The sequence below is a fragment of the Pleomorphovibrio marinus genome, assembly GCF_003347495.1.
Classification (GTDB): domain Bacteria; phylum Bacteroidota; class Bacteroidia; order Cytophagales; family Cyclobacteriaceae; genus Pleomorphovibrio; species Pleomorphovibrio marinus.
The window spans coordinates 263,897-281,493 of the sequence record NZ_QCXY01000006.1; the positions used below are offsets into that span (position 1 = coordinate 263,897).

Here is a 17,597-nt window from a genome sequence, read left to right on the forward strand (position 1 = left end):
AAATGCGGACAAAATGACAGCCCAAAGCGGAACTATTATGATGTTCTATCTTAATTATTTTAAAAAATCATAACAGTTTTGAATGTATAAAATTACCTATCCAGGTAAGCCATTACAGGGTTCTATTAAATAGGGACTAAAGGTGATTGAACAGTCTGAAAATTTTCCTAATCACCAAATTATCTTAAATAAGTCAGTTCTTAGCAGTCATCAACTTATTAATTCATTTACATTTTAGAAAAAACACCCAACAATTATGTCAGATCAGAAGAAAAACAATAAGCTAACCACGGCATCTGGAAGGTTTTATGTGGAAAATGACAATTCCAAAACCGTAGGACCCAGAGGCCCAATTTTATTAGAGGATTATATACTACACGAAAAAATGGCTCATTTTAATAGGGAAAGAATTCCTGAGAGAGTCGTTCATGCAAAAGGGTCCGGTGCTTTCGGTACTTTTACGGTTACCAATGACATTACCAAATTTACCAAAGCCAAACTATTCAATAAATTAGGAAAAAAAACTAAGGTGTTTGCCCGTTTTTCTACCGTAGGGGGTGAGAAAGGGTCGGCGGATACTGAAAGGGATCCCAGAGGTTTTGCAGTTAAATTTTACACGGAGGATGGCAATTGGGATCTGGTTGGGAACAATACCCCAGTATTTTTTGTGAAGGACCCCAAAAAATTTGGGGATTTTATTCATACCCAAAAAAGAGATCCCTACACCAATTGTAAATCCCCAACGATGATGTGGGATTATTGGTCGCTCAACCCCGAATCCCTTCATCAAGTACTTATCCTAATGAGTGACAGGGGAACCCCAGATGGATACAGACATATGAATGGATATGGGAGCCATACCTTTTCCATGCTCAATGCCAGGAATGAAAGGGTGTATGTGAAGTTTCATTTTAAAACCGCGCAAGGGATAAAGAATTTAACCGATAAAGAAGCGGCTGAAATGAAATCCAGGGACATGGATTATTCGCAGAGGGACTTACTTGAAAGCATAGATAGGGGAGAATTTCCGAAATGGAACCTTAAAATGCAGGTGATGACCGTTGAGGAGTCCAAAAAAGTGGACTTCAATCCCTTTGACCTGACCAAAATCTGGTCACATGGGGATTTTCCGCTGATGGATGTAGGAGTTATGGAATTGAACCAAAATCCTGATAACTATTTCAGGGATGTTGAGCAGTCCGCTTTTGCCCCTGCCCACGTGGTCGATGGGATTGGCTACTCTCCGGATAAGATGTTACAGGGTAGGTTATTGAGCTACCCCGATGCCCACAGATACAGATTAGGCACCAATTATGAGCAATTACCCGTTAATGCCTGTCCCTATGCTGTAAACAACTACCAAAGGGACGGGTCCGTGAGAATGGATACCAACGGGGGCAAAGCTCCAAACTACTGGCCTAATAGTTTTGATCAGATTGAAATAGATGAATCTTATAGCGAACCGTCTGAGGATTTAGGGGATAGTATATCAGATTGGTATGACAGAAACAGCAAAATTGGAGACAATGATCATTATTCCCAACCAAGAGCACTTTTTAGGGACGTGATGACTAAAGAGGAACAAGACAATACGATTAACAATGTGATAGGGGCCATGGGGGGTATTACAGGGCCTAAGAAAAAGGATATCATTTACAGGCAATTATGTCATTGGTTTAGGATGGACGAGGAATTTGGTTCCAGGGTAGCGAAAGGTCTAAACATTGATGTGAATGCTGTGATGGGTGCCATGGGTGAAATGCACTAATGAAAAAAACAGCTTACGATAATTGGAAGTAAAGGTGGGGATTAATTTTATTCCCACCTTTTCTTAGGCTCTACTTTAAATATGGCATGTTCATTGAGCTTGGCTTTTGAACTTCATGATCCTATTGTTGTTAGGTATGAAATTGATTTGATGTATATTTACGCTGTTTTTAAACACCAAGGGTGTTATTTTGCCGTTGAAAACTAACCAACTACAGAAACGCATTTTGACTACGTTTTCCAAGATACTCTACACACTTTTAAAAGTGTTTGGCTACTTGCTATTGTTTGTTGTCGTACTGTTGGTGGCTTTGTTGCTTTTCATCCGTAGTCCTTTAGGGCAAAACTTTATTGTTGAGAAAGTAACTACTTACGTTTCCAATCAAACGGGAACCCTATTTTCAGTAGACAGGCTTTTCTTGACCTTCAGGGGAGATTTATACCTAGAGGGTCTTTACCTGGAAGATACTAAGGGAGATACCCTCTTGTATTCCAAATCCCTAGAAACTGGAGTGAAGGTATTACCCCTGATTAGGGAGGGGGAAATTCAGGTAACTCGTTTGGATTGGGAAGGGTTAAATGCAAACATTCACCGAAACCAGGAGGGGGAGTTCAATTTTGATTTTCTATTGGATGCGTTTATCGATCCAGAAGATTCTACCCCTGAGGATGAAAGACAGCCAGAGGAGTTAGATGCAGAAGATACAGAAATGCCTAATATAGGAATTGGGCCTGTAAGGTGGAGGGATTTTCGTCTGAGCTATATAGATGAGCAGGACGGTATGGATGTTCAATTAAGACTTGGGCTTTTGGAACTGGATATGGGAAATATCGATCTCAATCAAATGGCCTTTCACATAGAAAGGTTGGATTGGGAAGATACAGAAGCAAACTATAGACAAACAAAGCCATTCGTTACCCCGCCGGATACTACCACCACAGAAACAGCTATGCCCTTATTGGTGGTGGATCATTTATCGCTCAAAGACATAAAGGCAAATTATATCTCTGAACCAGATGGGATGGAAGCCCTGCTCGATATAGGGGAATTGTTTTTGAATTTGCCTGAGGCCGATCTGGATAAACAGGTAGTGATGCTGAAAACCTTCAGCCTGAAAAACTCTACCATTAGATACAATGCTGAGGAGGTCGAGAAAGAACAAGATATCGAGGAACCCACCCCTGAAGGTAACGAGGGTTTTGATTGGCCTGAGTGGAAAGTGGATGTGGGGAATATTGATTTGGAGAACAATTCCCTATCTTATTCTCTTAATGGACAACAAGCAAGAGAAGGTTACTTTAACCCAGAAGCTATACATATGGAAGGGTTTAACCTGTCCTTAAACAATTTGTTCTTAAAGGAAGAACAAGTGGGTTTGGGACTTGGAAAACTCAGCTTTTTGGAAAGCAGTGGGTTTAGGTTAGAAGGGTTTGAATTTGACCTGAAGATTACCGACCAAGAAACCCGGATAAGTGATTTGAACCTTCAAACAAACTTAAACCTTCTAAGAGGGGAAATGCTCATTTCTTACCCCTCTTTGGAAGCCTTTATTGCAGATCCCGAGTCCGGAAATTTTGATGTGCGCTTGCCAGAGCTAATTCTCGATGCCAGAGATGCTTATTACTTTTCTCCTGAATTAAGGGATGACCCCTATGTCCGGGCTATAGCTGCCCACCCCATTAGGGGTACGGTATTAGTTTCTGGCAACTCAGAAAATGTAATGTTAGATCGTTTCCGTCTGGATTGGGGCAGACATACTAAATTAAGGGTTTCAGGAAGTTTTAGTCAATTTATGGACACTGAAAACCTACTTGCTGACATCAAAAACCTGTCCTTTGAAAGTAAAAGAGCGGATTTGGAGCCATTCTTAGCTGCTGCAGAGGTTGATTTTGATATGCCTGAAACGATACAATTGACTGGAAAGGCCAAAGGAGGAATGGAGGAATTAGCCGCACAACTACGTTTGGAAATACCGGAAGGGGTAATGGAACTGGACGGGATGTTTTCGCAACAGGATAGATTGGCTTTTGGTTTTACATTGGATATTCAGGACTTTGATGTTGGGGAATTGCTGGAGAACCCCCAGGTGGGGGTTATTTCATTTCGATTACTGGCAGAGGGAGAAGGAAACGGGCTGAATGACATTGATGCTTATCTGAGTTCTGATTTCAAAAGGCTGGAATTGAATGGTTATGATTTTGCGGGATTGGTCTTTGAGGGTGAAATGCACAATAGCGATGGCCAGTTGAAGTTAGCCTTCCAAGATGAAAACCTGGACGTTGAGTTATTGAGTGACCTTCATTTGGATAGTTTAAATTCACGGGTGAATCTTGACCTGGATCTTAGGGGAGCGGATCTTTTGGCATTGAACCTTAGCCCTAATGACCTCCGTCCAAGATTTAAACTTAAAGCATCCTTTGCTGGGGATCTAGAGGAGTTCAGTCTTGAGGCAACTTTAAAAGATGGATTGGTTGTTTTTGAGGAAAGGCCTTTTTCCATAGGTGAGTTTGATTTTATGGCAACCATAGGAGTTGATTCTACCGAATTGGAATTGGCAAGTTCAATAGTAAACATGACATTATTGTCCAATTCCTCTCCGGAGGAAACGATGTCAGGGTTAGAGCGTTTTTTTAACCAATATTTTTTGGACAGCATCCCACCGGATACCATTTATTCTCCGGTGAATGTGGAATTTTTTATGGGAATTAACGACACCCAATTCTTAAGCGAGGTGGTATTGCCGGACTTAAACCGTTTGGATTCAGCCACATTAAATTTTGACTTTGACGAAAGTGCTGGCAGTGTAGATGGGAGGTTGGATTTCCCTTTCTTGGACTATGCGGGCATAAATATAGATAGTGTGGGGGTTCGACTGAGAGCAGACCAGGAGGGATTTCGGTTTGGATTCGGTTTGGTAAGCTTGGAAAGTGGCCCAATAGCAATTGGCAGGACTTTTTTCACTGGTGAGCTATTAGAAGAAGGGTTGCTCTTTGATTTTAATGCCTATGACGGGGAGGAGAGACTGGCACATGTGAATTTTGACCTTGGGTTTTCGGGAGACACCATAGCCCTACATATTTTGCCCGAAGATTTGGTGTTTAATAAAAGGGAATGGCAGATACCTGATAGTAACGAAGTGAGGATTATGGAGGATCTAGTGGAGTTTTATGATTTCATTTGGACCAGAAATACCCAAAAATTTGAAATTACCCATCAGGTGAGTGATATTGAAGCACCTCATATAGCTTTACGGTTTGCGGACTTTAGGTTGGGTACTTTTACAAGTATCCTTAATCCAGACGAAGCCCTTGCTGGAGGGTTTATGGATGGAAATGTGATAGTCAAAAATCCCTTCGGGGCAACGGGAATACTTGCCGATCTATCGGTCAGGGAACTGACTGTATTTGATATTCTTTTGGGGAACCTCAACCTGGAAGCCGAGTCGGTAGGGGAAGATGATTACCACTTTAATTTAGCCCTTAAAGAGGGGGGGATAGACCTGGATTTAGAGGGGGAATTTAAGGCAGACGAAGAGGGGGCCCAGTTGGATCTTGGATTAGTGTTGAATGCGGTGCAAATGGAAACTTTGGCAGGGCTCTCCCAAGATAACCTGAGGGATGGTGAGGGATTTATATCTGGAGAAATAGAGGTGTCAGGTACCACCTCAGACCCTGATTATAAGGGCACGTTCAAATTTAACGGAGCCGCATTTACAGTGGCGGAACTAAACTCCAGGTTTCGGCTATCGGAAGAAGTCTTGCGGGTAGATAACGAAGGGGTGTATATAGATAAATTCACCATTAATGACCAGGACAACAATACTTTTGTCTTGGACGGAACCGTAGGAACTGAGGAACTTTCAAATCCCTCCTTTGATTTGGCCTTAAATGCCAATAATTTCAGGGTATTAAACTCTACTCGTGAAGACAATGATTTGTTCTTTGGAAATGCCACCATAGATGCAGATGTAACCATCAGTGGAAACCTTGAATTGCCCATTGTAGACAGTAGATTAAAGGTTAGGTCAGGAACAGATCTTTCCTTCATAGTGCCGGAATCCCAGCTGGATCTTATTGAAAGAGATGGAGTGATCAGGTTTGTAAACAGAGATGATCCTGATGATATCTTGACCAGAAGGGCCATTGAACAAACCACATCTGGGATAACTGGATATCAAGTTGCCGCCGTGCTGGAGGTAGACCCTAATGCCGTTTTCAGGGTGATAGTGGATGAAAGGTCTGGTGACAACCTTATGATTTCCGGTGAGGGCAACCTGAACTTAAATTTGGATCCCAATGGCAGGGTTACCCTTTCCGGTACCTATGAACTGAGGAAGGGGCATTATGAAATGAGTCTTTACAATGTAGTAAGCAGGCGGTTTGAGATTCAGGAGGGGAGTACAATCCAATGGGCCGGTGATCCTTTGGATGCCAACCTCAACCTAACAGCCATCTACAGAGTGAGGACTTCGCCCTCAGAACTAATTGCTTCCCAAGCAGGAGGAAATACTGGAGGCTTTCGCCAAGAACTCCCTTTTCTGGTTTACCTCAACATAAATGGAGAGTTGGTAAGGCCTGAAATTTCGTTTGAATTGGATATGCCGGAGGAAAGTCGTGGAGCGGCAGGTGGCAACGTTTATGGTCAAATTCAACAATTGAACAACCAAGAAGGGGAACTCAATAGGCAAGTTTTTTCACTGTTGGTGCTAAACAGGTTTTTTCCTGACCGTGGTGGGGATGGGGCAGGTGGCGGTACAGCAGCCTTGGCTAGATCCAGTGTGAGTCAGGTGCTTTCCGGCCAGTTGAACAATCTTTCGGAAAGTCTATTAGGAGACTCTGGGGTTGAGTTGGATTTTGACATGGATTCATTTACCGATTACCAGTCAGGGGGGCCACAGGATCGCACACAGCTTAATGTAAGTGCCAGAACCAGGTTTATGGATGACAGGTTGATAGTGCAAGTGGGCAGCCAAATTGATATTGAAGGTAGTTCCCAGCAAATGGACAGGGGAAATGCCCTTTTGGGAAATGTGAGCATAGAGTATTTGCTTACCGAAAATGGGAGATATAGGCTCAGGGGCTTTAGGAGAAATTCATTTGAAAGCTTTATTGATGGTCAACTGATAGTTACCGGTATGTCAGTGATTTTTAATAGAGAGTTTAACCATTTCAGGGAATTGTGGAGAGGGATTGAGGTAGAAAGGAATAACAGAGTGAGAGGCGCAGCTAGGAAAGAGGAAGAAGATGGAGGCAATGGGGAAGAAGAGGAGGAGGACACTTCAGAAGAAAGTGAGCAACCATAAGAATAGTAAAATATCTGATTAAATGAGTGGAAAAAGGATATTCACACATGCTTTATTACTTATTTGCATTGCAGCCTGTAATGTAAAGCAATTCATCCCGGAAGGAAGATACCTCTACGAAGGTGCTGAACTTGAGGTGGAAAAAGAAGAGAGTGTGAAAAAATGGAATGACATTGAAAGGGAACTGAATTCCCTTTTCAGGCCTACTCCAAATTCCAAGATTTTGGGACAACGTGTTGGGCTATGGGCCCATTTTAAGGGCTCCCAGGAAAAGCCAGGTTTTATCAACCGTTTTTTGAAAAACCAAATAGGAGAGGAGCCTGTTTATCTGAATGAAGTCAACATTCCTCAGACCGAGTCATTGCTTGTTAATAGGCTAGAAAATAGAGGTTTTTTTTACAGCACGGCTTCCTCAGAGGTGGAGTACCGCAGTTATACTGCTAAAGTAAAATATGAGGCAACCGCTCCAGCCCCGTATAAACTCAAAAACTATGAATATGACCATGATTCTTTAACCATCGATAGGGTCATTAGGGAATTGCTGGATGACACCAAACTCAAGGAGGGGGACAGGTTTGACTTAAGTCTGATGAGGGAAGAACGGGAAAGGCTGGATGTGGCACTTAAGAAAAGGGGCTTTTACAATTTCAATCCGGATTTTTTGATATTTGAAGCAGATACCAACCCTTATGAGGATAAGACTTTTGACTTATTCTTGAGGTTAAAACAGAATGCACCGGAAGAGGGAATAATACCTTACAGGATAGAGGACATCACCGTATACCCAAATTTTGCCCTTGAGGGGTATGAGGAAGGGGCTGACACTTCCTCTGTTAGGGGGATTGATTTTGTGCAAAGACAAAAGGTCTTTAAACCCCATTTGCTGGAGCAATACATCCTTATGGAAGAAGGGGATTTATTTGATTCGGACAGGTCCAGGCTAACCAGCAACAGGCTTTCCGGTATCGGCAATTACAGATACGTCAACATCAGATACCGAGAAAGGGAGGAACTGAATGAAGATGGGGAAGGCGTGTTGGACAGCCATATTTATTTGTCTCCACTCGATAAGCGGGCAGTTAGGGCTGAACTTCAAGGTGTTTCTAAATCCAACAATTTTGCCGGCCCAGCCTTGTTACTTAGTTATAGAAACAGGAACCTTTTTAAGGGAGGAGAAATCCTTAGCCTAACAGGGAAATTTGCCTATGAGGCGCAGATTGCGAGTGGGGAAAGAGAAGGACTGACCTCTTTCGAGTTGGGGCTTAAAGGGGACTTGATCTTCCCAAGAGTTGTGTTCCCTATTCCTATCCGTGAGCGATTTGCCTATTCAGTACCGAAAACAAAAATCAGTCTGGGGACGGAATTTCAGGATAGGAGGGGACTATACAGGTTGAGTTCCGTTTCATCTACCTATGGTTATTTTTGGAATGCAAATCGGTTTGTATACCACGAAATCAACCCTATTAGCTTGAACTTTGTGCATTTATCCAGAACCACTCCGGAATTTGATGAGATTTTGGACAGAAACCCCTTTCTGAGGTTAAGCTTTGAGCAACAATTCATTGCTGGTATCACCTACAGCTTTGCATATAACCAGCTAATGGATAAATTCCGAACCCACAGCATTTATTTTGGGGCCAATTTAGATGTTGCCGGTGCTGGCCTTAACCTTGCTAACGAATTGGTGAATTCACAAAACCCCAACCGCTTTTTGGGCTTTGATTATGCACAGTACAATAAGGGAGATATCGATTTCAGGTATTATATCCGGTTTAGCGAAAACAATCTGTTGGTGAGCAGGCTATTTGGCGGGATAGGCCTTCCCTACGGAAATTCGGTTTCCTTGCCTTTCGTTAAGCAATATTTTTCAGGTGGACCCAATAGTGTGAGAGCTTTTCGCATACGGTCCTTGGGGCCTGGTTCATATGTTCCAGACCAAGCAAATATTGCTGGATTTTTTGACCAAGCTGGGGATATAAGGATTGAAGCCAATTTGGAATACCGGTTTCCTATCGTTTCTGTTTTGAAGGGAGCGTTTTTTGCAGATGCCGGAAACGTGTGGTTGGTGAATGAAAACGAAGCGCTGCCCGGTGGTAAATTCACTTCGGATTGGTTGCAGGAATTAGGCGTAGGGGTGGGTTTTGGAGTCAGAGTAGATGTGGACTTTTTCGTGATCCGCTTAGATCTGGCTACCCCTGTAAGAAGACCTCATTTGCCTGAAGGGGAAAGGTGGGAGAAAAGCTTTCAAATTAGGGATGGGGACTGGAGAAGGGAAAACCTAGTCTTTAATTTCGCCATCGGTTATCCCTTCTAAGATCCTCTTACAATTCCTCGTAGTTTTGCTTGATCCTGGCAAGGCTATAGGCATAACCAAGTAAAAGAGGGCCAGTAATAGCAAACATAAGTAGGTTCCCCAGTCCTTTTGACTTTTTCATGGCAATGGTAGCACCAATTACCATCAAAGGTACCCCATATTTCACCCCAAACTTAAAGTACTTTTTTTCGATTTCCATGACTTGTAGGTTTTAAATTAAAAATTTGATTGAATTTAAACTATCCAGAATAATGCCAAATCCATTATAACGGCGAATAAGGGATAGGGATTTGCTTGCCCAAACCCTTTTCCCTGCTCTCTAAATTACTAACTCCTATACCCAATAGCCTGACAGGCATCAATAGGGGTTGTTGCATAAGTAAATCCACAGCTACAGGGAAAAACTCCTCCAGGGAAATTGGGTTTTCAAAACTTTTGCTCCGGGTTATTTGCGTAAAATCTTTGTATTTGATCTTTAGCGTAAAAGTTCTTCCCCTCAGAAGTTGTTTGTGGCACCTTGATTTTAACTCTTCGCATAGCTTGGATAAAGCCTCCCTCATTAGTACAAACTCCTCCATGTCCTGTTCAAAGGTACTTTCCACACTAATCGACTTTCTGATACGGTGTGGTTTGACCTCACTCAAATGAATGCCTCTTACAATATCATAATAATGCCTGCCTGCTTTTCCAAACCTCCCCACCAAAAACTCCAGGGTGAAAGCTTTCAGGTCTTTCCCAGAGTAAATGCCCAGTTTATGCATTTTTTCGGAGGTTACTTTCCCTATTCCAAAAAATTTCTCAATGGCCAGCCGCTCCAAAAAGGCCAAAGCTTCCTTTGGGGGAATTACAGCCTGCCCATTGGGCTTATTCAGGTCAGAAGCTACCTTCGCCAGAAACTTGTTGTAGGAGATGCCTGCAGAAGCTGTCAAACCAATTTGTTCTAATATTTTGGTCCTAATTTCTCGGGCAATTAGAGTGGCACTTGGGTTGTTAGCTTTATTGGCAGTGACATCTAAAAAAGCCTCATCCAGCGAAAGTGGTTCTACCAGATCCGTATATTCAAAGAATATTTCCTTGATCTGAAGCGATAGTTCCTTGTACCTTGCAAACCTTGGTTTTACAAAAACCAACTCTGGACACTTCTGGGCAGCAAGTTTGGAAGACATGGCCGAACGCACACCGAAAGCCCTGGCCTCATAGCTCGCAGCAGCCACAACCCCTCTTTCTTTGTTTCCTCCTACGGCCACAGGTTTACCTTTTAAATCAGGATGATCCAACTGTTCTACCGATGCAAAAAATGCATCCATATCAATATGTATGATCTTTCTGTCCAAGGACCAGCTCTCTTTTTGTTAGCAACAAATTCCAGAATGGAAGGGTTTATACTTACCTGATAGGTAGGAAAAATATTTCCTGTCCATAATTCGACTAAATGTGGCTTTCCAGTGTTGGGGCGAGGATAATACATCTATTCTTGGCATAAATATTGTCTTATTATGGAAAGAAATTACACATATCACACTAAACCAACGATTAATCATGAAAAATATAGTGTTATTATCGAGTGTATTGGCGTTTGCCTTTGCATGTGGGCCTGCCGAAAGGGAGGGATCTGAAGTTATAGAAGAAATAGAAGAAACCGTGGAGGATGTAAGGTCAGAAGTTACTCCAGACTGGGTAGTCTATGAAGGCAACATACCCTGTTTGGATTGCGATTATATTTCTATGGAGTTATGGTTGGAGCATGACGAAACCGAAGTCACCCCTGACTACAGGCTTGTGATGGAATATAACAACACCCCCGCTGGTGATACTGAAGAAGAAGTAGAAGGAAACTACACCATTATTGCTGGGCATGGTCAAGATAGGGATGCTACCTTGTATCAATTAAATCCTGGCACGAATGAACCAAGGTATTTTGTGCTCAACGAAGATAGGACAATAACCATGTTAGGGGAAGATATGCAGCCCCTGGATGAAGAAGTTGACGAGGATTACAACTATACCTTACAACTTAAAGAAGCTGAAGAATAAGTTAAAAAAGCGGCCCTATTCGGGCCGCTTTTTTTATACCACCCCCTGTGCGATCATTGCTTTTCCTACTTTTTTAAATCCGTAAATATTTGCTCCAGTAAGATAATCCCCTTCCTTTAGGTCATATTGACGAATGCTGTCTATACAATGTGTATGTATATTCCGCATCATGATGCGTAGTTCCTGTTCCATCTCAAGTTTACTCCACTGCCTGCCCATCCTGTTTTGGGTCATTTCCAAACCTGAGATAGCCACCCCTCCGGCATTGGCAGCCTTGCCTGGGCCATATAATATTTTGGAGGCTTGTATAGCATCAATTGCTTTTTGGGTGAGTGGCATATTAGCTCCTTCTGCCAAAAGAATTAATTTATTTTTGATCATGGCTTCAATATGCTTTTCGTCTACCTCATTTTGTGTAGCGCAAGGAAAGGCACAATCTGCGTCAATCTCCCAAATGGATTTGTTCGACCCTTTATGGAATTTGGCGGACTTGTACTTTTTGGCATATCCTTCTATGCCTTCCCTTTTTATGTTTTTGAGATTTTTCAAAAAAGCCAGTTTTTCCTCATCTAAACCTTCCTTATCATGGATAAAACCCGAAGAATCCGAAAAAGCTACTACCTTTGCACCTTCTTCCAGCAATTTTTCTATGGCAAACTGGGAGACGTTCCCCGCTCCCGATACCAGGCAAACCTTGTCCTCAAGAGCCTCGTTGATGGATTCCAGCATGTTTTGGGCAAAATGCACCAAGCCATATCCCGTGGCCTCCGGCCTAAGAAAGGATCCTCCGTAATCCAGCCCCTTTCCCGTAAGTACTCCTTCAAACCTGTTGGTGATCTTTTTGTAAGCACCGAATAGGTATCCTATTTCCCGCTCTCCTACACCAATGTCACCAGCAGGAATATCTATGAAGTGCCCTAGGTATTTATAGGCTTCTTGCATCCAGGCTTGGCAGAATCGCATTACCTCATTTTCGGATTTTCCTTTAGGGTCAAAATCCGCCCCTCCTTTGCCGGCTCCCAAGGGAAGTCCTGTCAATGAATTCTTAAAGGTTTGTTCAAAGGCCAGGAACTTCAATATGCTTAGGTTGGTACTAGGGTGAAACCGAAGTCCCCCTTTATAAGGCCCCAAAGCAGAATTCATTTGAACCCTAAAACCCCTGTTTACCTGAACCTGGTTTTGGTCATTAACCCATGTTACCTTAAAGGAAATGACGCGTTCAGGTTCAGCCATGCGTTCCGGGATGCGTTGGTCCAGCCAGGCATCATCATCATTTAATAGGGGAGAAATAGTTTCAAAAACCTCGGAAACAGCTTGGATAAATTCGTTTTCACCTGGGTTTTTTTTGTGGATTGTTTCTAAGATACTTTTTAGTTTTTTCATACTAGCTTTTGACGTAATAAAAAGGGTGGAAGTAGTGGCAGAAAGGTCAGATAAAAGGAATTAAATGAATTGGCTATTGGATTGCGCCTCATAGAGAACCTCTCTTATGGCCTGGGCTTTAAGAAGACATTCTTGGTATTCTTCCTCCACCAAGGCATCGGAGGTAATGGCACTACCGACTGCAAAATAGATAGTTTGTTTAAGCATATCCAAGAAAACACTACGAATTACCACATTAAAATCAAAATCCTGGGATGGAGTAACATATCCCAGCGCACCGGAAAACCATCCTCTGCTAAAATTCTCGTACTTATCTATCAACTCCATGGCCTTGATTTTTGGTGCTCCTGTCATGCTGCCCATGGGAAAGGTGGCCTTGAAGATGTCTCCAAGTGAAAGCTTTTTATCAAGCACGCAGGTGACGGATGAAATCATTTGGATGACCTGATGAAACCGGTAAATACCAAATAACTCTTCCACTTTTACAGAACCAATCTTTCCCACTTTAGAGAGGTCATTGCGCATTAAGTCCACAATCATGAGGTTTTCGGCTTTTTCTTTTTCACTGTTGCTTAGCTTGCAGGCCAATTGGTCATCCTCTTCTTTTGTCTTGCCCCTGGGGCTGGTTCCCTTTATGGGTTGACTTAGTAGTATGTTGCCTTTTTTGTTGAGAAACCGCTCAGGCGAAGCACTTACCAGCACAAGATGATCCACCTTCAAATAGGAACTAAATGGCATGGGGGACTTTTGGGAAAGAGCTGCATAGAATCTGAGGGAATCCATGGAGGTAAAGGTGCCCTCGAAGGCCTGACAATAATTCAACTCATAAACGTCGCCCCTTTTTATATGTTCTTGAATCTTCTCAAAATTGCTGAAATATTCATCAGGCCGGGTCATAGACCTTATGCGAATACCTTCTGCGAAAGCATTTGCGGTAGCAATAACCGTTTGGTTTATTGTTTCCAACGATACACCAAAATCAGATGAAAGGGTAGCCTTGTTTCCATAAGGATGAATCTGTATGCATAGGGAAGGTCTGAAAAAAAACTCCTTAGGAAACTGGAGGAGGGTTGGATTCTGGCTTTCTAAATCTTCGAAATCATTTTTTTTGTCATACCCTACAATCCCAACCTTATAGCCATCCGTTACTTGGTGTAAAGCGTTCGGCAAGGATTCTGTTCCTGCAAATAGGAGGTGCTCAAATCCATCTTTGGGATAACCTGAATTTTGAGGACAAAAATATGCCACGTAGGGGAAATTCTGGCAGGCCCAATACAGGGCCTTTTGTGTCAATTCTGGACTCCATGTCGTTTTGTTAATATGTTTAAAAATATTCACGACTTAAAATTACACAAAAAAAGGGGGCGAAATCACCCCCTCTTTTCATTATAGCTATTGTCAGTATTAATTAGCCTTAATATCAAATTCCACGCTGACAGAATTATAGATAAATTGGTCTTTAGCCCTGTCTACTACATTGGCTTCATCACCGTAAGAAAGCCCCCATTCGGTTCTGTCAATATTGAACCCGGCCTTGGCTTCTACAGCAGTATCATTTATGGATACACTTGCAGGGAATTTGATGTTCTTGGTAGTACCTCTCATGGTTAAATTTCCTTTAATCCAGTGTGTAGGACTATCAGGAGCCAGTTCTGTAGAACTTTTTGGCGTATTCTCTGTCTCATATTGGTCTTCATCTTCCAATTGGTCAGCAGAAAAAGGCTCAATGCCGGTTATTTCAAACCTGGCTTCAGGATGATTTCCTGCATCAAAGAAATCATCAGACTGAAGATGCCCAAAAAGCTTACCATGATCCTCCGAATCTTTTTCAAGATCGTGGATTTCCAAATTGGTAATATCAAAAGAAAAGCTTCCGCCTGTGATGCTATTCCCCTCTACATTCAGCTCTCCGTGAGTGACAGGGATGATACCATAATGCTGACCTTTAGGCTTATACCCTCTCCAGTTTACTTTACTAGATTCTGGTGCAATGGTCAAGGTAGCACCTGATCCTGCTTTTACGTCTTCGGCTTCGGATGTTTCTACAGTGTCGCCGCCGCCTCCACAGCTTACCATCAGTAAGGCACTGGCAATAATCAATGCGGGAAATTTAATTAAATTCATGTTTGATGATGTTTTGTTAAGGTTCAGTTTTTTTAATGTATATACATGCAAACTAAAGCTGTGCCAAAAAGTTCATATGTTGTACAAATATTTTTTAAATAGTAGTAAATTTATCAACGATTAATTTAATTTTATCCACGAGATTATGGCTTTGATAAAAAAGGTAAATGGAAAAGCCCCTGAATGGGGTAGGGGATGCTGGATGGCAGATAATGCCACTCTGACAGGAGATGTTCAATTGGGAGAGGACTGCACGGTTTGGTTCAATGCGGTAATCCGGGGAGATGTGCATGAAATCCGAATTGGTGACAAGACCAATATACAAGATGCAGCTATCATCCACTGCACCTATCAAAAAGCACCTACCAATATTGGGAGTAACGTATCCATTGCCCATGGAGCCATTGTGCATGGCTGTACTATTCACGATAATGTGTTGATAGGAATGGGAGCCATCATCCTGGACGGCGCCGTAATCCATAGTGGCTCTGTAGTAGCCGCCGGAGCAGTAGTATTGGCAGGCACCATAGTGGAAGAAAACAGCATTTACGCAGGTATTCCCGCAAAGCGTGTAAAGGCAACGGATGAAAAAATGACATCGGAGATCATCAGGATTGCCGGGAATTACCCAATGTATGCGGGATGGTATGAGGATCAGCCCTAAATTTCCTCCTCTGGCCTAAACCTCATTGACTCCGGGTAAGGAAATGCATGAAGTAATTCTCCCTCTTTTATTTTACTCTTGATGTCATTCCATACACTAGGATCAAAGAGTTTTCGGTGGAATTCGAAGAAATGTTGCCTGATGTCTGCCCTACCTATCATGAATCTTTTGAAGTCCTCGGGAAAGACATCCTGAGGACCAATGTCGTACCAAGGTTCAGGGGCATAGATCTGTTCGTAGGTGGTGGCCTTGGGTTTTTCTCGGAAATTCATGTCCACCAAGAATTCTATTTCATCATAGTCATAAAAAATCACCCTGTCTTGTCGCGTTACCCCAAAATTTTTAGTCATCATGTCACCAGGGAAAATATTTGCTTTGGCTAATTGAAGGATCGCGTTTCCATAGTCTTCTACAACTTGTTTGGCCTCATCAAGGCCGCATTCTTCTAAGTAGATGTTGAGTGGCTTTAACCTACGTTCTATATAGAGATGCTTGATTACCAGATAATCCCCCTTTATTTCCAAAAGGGAGTTAACGGTGTTTTTTAGTTCCCTCATTAATTCGGGGTGTATTCGGTTTAGCGGCAAGTGAAAGTATTCAAATTCATGGGTGTCGGCCATTCTTCCTACCCGATCATGCAGGGACACCAATTTGTATTTTTCCCTAACCTGTTGCCGTGTCATGTTTTTTGGGGGATCAAAATGGTCTTTGATAAGTTTGAACACGATGTTGTAAGAGGGGAGGGTGAATACTGTCATTACCATGCCTTTAATTCCCGCAGCCAACACAAATTGGTCATCAGTCTGGGAAAGGTGGTACAAAAAATCCCTATAAAACTCCGTTTTGCCATGCTTGTTGAAGCCTATGGCGTTGTATAGTTCGTAAGGCCTCTTGTGTTTGATTACCGAGTTTAGGAATGAAACTACCTGAGCAGGTATTTTGATATCTGCCATGAAATAGGACCTTGTGTAGCTGAAGATACCACTCATTATATTGGGGTCGAAAATCAGGGTATCGGCGAATACTCCTTTTTCATTGTGCACAAAAGGGATGATAAAAGGCATCCATTTATTTCCGATATAGGTACGCCCGATAAGATACGCTGCCTTGTTACGGTAAAATACACTTTTCAATACCTGAGTGGTGGTTTCCTGCGTAGTGGTGTACCTAGTCAGGATGATTTCCTTAACCCCTTTGACCAAAAATTCTATATCCTTTTCTTTTTGGTAATAGGGAGCCCCAAAATCAAAGTCCTCTAGGATTTTTTTGAAAATTTTTTTCATGCCTAAATGGGCAGGATAATTATAAAATAATGCTTCGGCAGGTTCAATGTGGCAACTGTTATAAGCTTGGTGCACATACATCAACTCCTCGTCCACTGCCAACCCCGGAAAGGTCTTCCGGATGACGGCGTTATAATAGGATTCCGCTAACTCCTGATCGGGTTGTTCTTGGATATGATAGGAATAGGCCGCTTTGATTTGTTTCCATAATTCGCTTTCACCGGATTGTTCTCCCAGAATTGATTTGCATTGCCCTATGGTCACCCTAAGTTTATCTTTATAAAGTCGCAATCGCTCCCTGTGGTTGGCTTGTAAATTATCCCAGTTTCGAAGGCTAAAGTTTTTTGGTGCTAAAAGTGTCAATTTTTCAAAGGCATCCATATAATCAAGAAAACCTTCATGGATATGAGCTATGGTTTTATTTATCAGACTCTTATTTCTTTTTGACATACACATAAGATTGTTCATTTGACACTTTTATGGAGAGATTAGCATCCCAATTTTGGAAGCTTGGAGTAAATGATATGAAAGTGTTTTTGCAAAAATGGAATTATTACGTAAATTTCAACCAAGTTTATTCATTATTATGAATAAACCCAATAGGTTTAATAGGTTTGATAAGTGAAAAAGGTTTGAACGCTGTTCAGACCTTTTTTTATGGATGAACCTTTTACCTGGTAGTAGATGGTTATATAAATAAATATGCGTATTTTCTTGTCTAACAA

The 17,597-nt window shown here is 42.1% G+C and carries 11 protein-coding genes; 5 read left to right on the top strand and 6 right to left on the bottom strand.

All coding sequences use genetic code 11. The features are described 5' to 3' along the window. The first annotated feature begins 256 nt into the window (after positions 1 to 256). The 3 genes from DB520_RS16405 to tamL all read left to right on the top strand — a co-directional run bounded on the left by DB520_RS16405 (position 257) and on the right by tamL (position 9,384). Positions 257 to 1,768 (top strand): catalase, encoded by a 1,512-nt coding sequence (locus tag DB520_RS16405; RefSeq protein ID WP_114750806.1) that lies wholly within the window; start codon positions 257 to 259, stop codon positions 1,766 to 1,768. A 226-nt stretch (positions 1,769 to 1,994) separates the two neighbouring features. Next, on the top strand, positions 1,995 to 7,070 hold the full coding sequence (locus DB520_RS16410) for a translocation/assembly module TamB domain-containing protein (RefSeq protein ID WP_198675366.1): 5,076 nt from the start codon (positions 1,995 to 1,997) through the stop codon (positions 7,068 to 7,070). Between the two features lie 22 nt (positions 7,071 to 7,092). Then, the gene (tamL, locus tag DB520_RS16415) at positions 7,093 to 9,384 is read left to right on the top strand and encodes a translocation and assembly module lipoprotein TamL (protein WP_114750808.1); all 2,292 of its coding nucleotides are present in this window, start codon (positions 7,093 to 7,095) and stop codon (positions 9,382 to 9,384) included. Positions 9,385 to 9,391: 7 nt separating this feature from the next. Here tamL and DB520_RS16420 read toward each other — a convergent pair whose 3' ends face one another. Next, the gene (locus tag DB520_RS16420; protein ID WP_114750809.1) at positions 9,392 to 9,583 is read right to left on the bottom strand and encodes a hypothetical protein; all 192 of its coding nucleotides are present in this window, start codon (positions 9,581 to 9,583) and stop codon (positions 9,392 to 9,394) included. Positions 9,584 to 9,647: 64 nt separating this feature from the next. Further along, the gene (gene dinB, locus DB520_RS16425) at positions 9,648 to 10,718 is read right to left on the bottom strand and encodes a DNA polymerase IV (protein ID WP_114750810.1); all 1,071 of its coding nucleotides are present in this window, start codon (positions 10,716 to 10,718) and stop codon (positions 9,648 to 9,650) included. Between the two features lie 205 nt (positions 10,719 to 10,923). On the opposite strand from dinB, the gene DB520_RS16430 reads away from it, so the two are divergent. After that, the gene (locus tag DB520_RS16430; protein WP_114750811.1) at positions 10,924 to 11,418 is read left to right on the top strand and encodes a copper resistance protein NlpE N-terminal domain-containing protein; all 495 of its coding nucleotides are present in this window, start codon (positions 10,924 to 10,926) and stop codon (positions 11,416 to 11,418) included. Between the two features lie 33 nt (positions 11,419 to 11,451). Here the strand turns inward: DB520_RS16430 and gdhA are convergent, their stop codons facing one another. From gdhA to DB520_RS16445, 3 genes are all read right to left on the bottom strand, one after another. After that, positions 11,452 to 12,801 (bottom strand): NADP-specific glutamate dehydrogenase, encoded by a 1,350-nt coding sequence (gdhA, locus tag DB520_RS16435; protein WP_114750812.1) that lies wholly within the window; start codon positions 12,799 to 12,801, stop codon positions 11,452 to 11,454. A gap of 60 nt (positions 12,802 to 12,861) precedes the next feature. Next, positions 12,862 to 14,139, bottom strand: coding sequence for an anthranilate synthase component I family protein (locus tag DB520_RS16440; RefSeq protein ID WP_232835021.1), 1,278 nt, complete (start codon positions 14,137 to 14,139; stop codon positions 12,862 to 12,864). A gap of 66 nt (positions 14,140 to 14,205) precedes the next feature. Further along, positions 14,206 to 14,925 carry a YceI family protein gene (locus DB520_RS16445; RefSeq protein ID WP_114750813.1) on the bottom strand — a complete coding sequence of 240 codons (720 nt, stop codon included), beginning with the start codon at positions 14,923 to 14,925 and terminating at the stop codon, positions 14,206 to 14,208. Between the two features lie 145 nt (positions 14,926 to 15,070). Between DB520_RS16445 and DB520_RS16450 the strand changes: the two genes are divergently transcribed. Further along, complete coding sequence (locus DB520_RS16450; protein WP_114750814.1) at positions 15,071 to 15,589, top strand: gamma carbonic anhydrase family protein; 519 nt, start codon at positions 15,071 to 15,073, stop codon at positions 15,587 to 15,589. Here DB520_RS16450 and aceK read toward each other — a convergent pair. Continuing rightward, positions 15,586 to 17,322, bottom strand: a complete 1,737-nt coding sequence (gene aceK / locus DB520_RS16455) for a bifunctional isocitrate dehydrogenase kinase/phosphatase (protein WP_114750902.1) — start codon at positions 17,320 to 17,322, stop codon at positions 15,586 to 15,588. The genes DB520_RS16450 and aceK overlap by 4 nt on opposite strands. Positions 17,323 to 17,597 lie beyond the last annotated feature (275 nt).

What these genes read in the sequence shown, in the direction of transcription:
- DB520_RS16405 (WP_114750806.1), top strand. Translation starts at nt 257, where the DNA reads ATGTCAGATCAGAAGAAAAACAATAAGCTAACCACGGCATCTGGAAGG.
- tamL (WP_114750808.1), top strand. Translation starts at nt 7,093, where the DNA reads ATGAGTGGAAAAAGGATATTCACACATGCTTTATTACTTATTTGCATT.
- DB520_RS16420 (WP_114750809.1), bottom strand. Translation starts at nt 9,583, where the DNA reads ATGGAAATCGAAAAAAAGTACTTTAAGTTTGGGGTGAAATATGGGGTA.
- DB520_RS16430 (WP_114750811.1), top strand. Translation starts at nt 10,924, where the DNA reads ATGAAAAATATAGTGTTATTATCGAGTGTATTGGCGTTTGCCTTTGCA.
- gdhA (WP_114750812.1), bottom strand. Translation starts at nt 12,801, where the DNA reads ATGAAAAAACTAAAAAGTATCTTAGAAACAATCCACAAAAAAAACCCA.
- DB520_RS16445 (WP_114750813.1), bottom strand. Translation starts at nt 14,925, where the DNA reads ATGAATTTAATTAAATTTCCCGCATTGATTATTGCCAGTGCCTTACTG.
- DB520_RS16450 (WP_114750814.1), top strand. Translation starts at nt 15,071, where the DNA reads ATGGCTTTGATAAAAAAGGTAAATGGAAAAGCCCCTGAATGGGGTAGG.
- aceK (WP_114750902.1), bottom strand. Translation starts at nt 17,322, where the DNA reads ATGTCAAAAAGAAATAAGAGTCTGATAAATAAAACCATAGCTCATATC.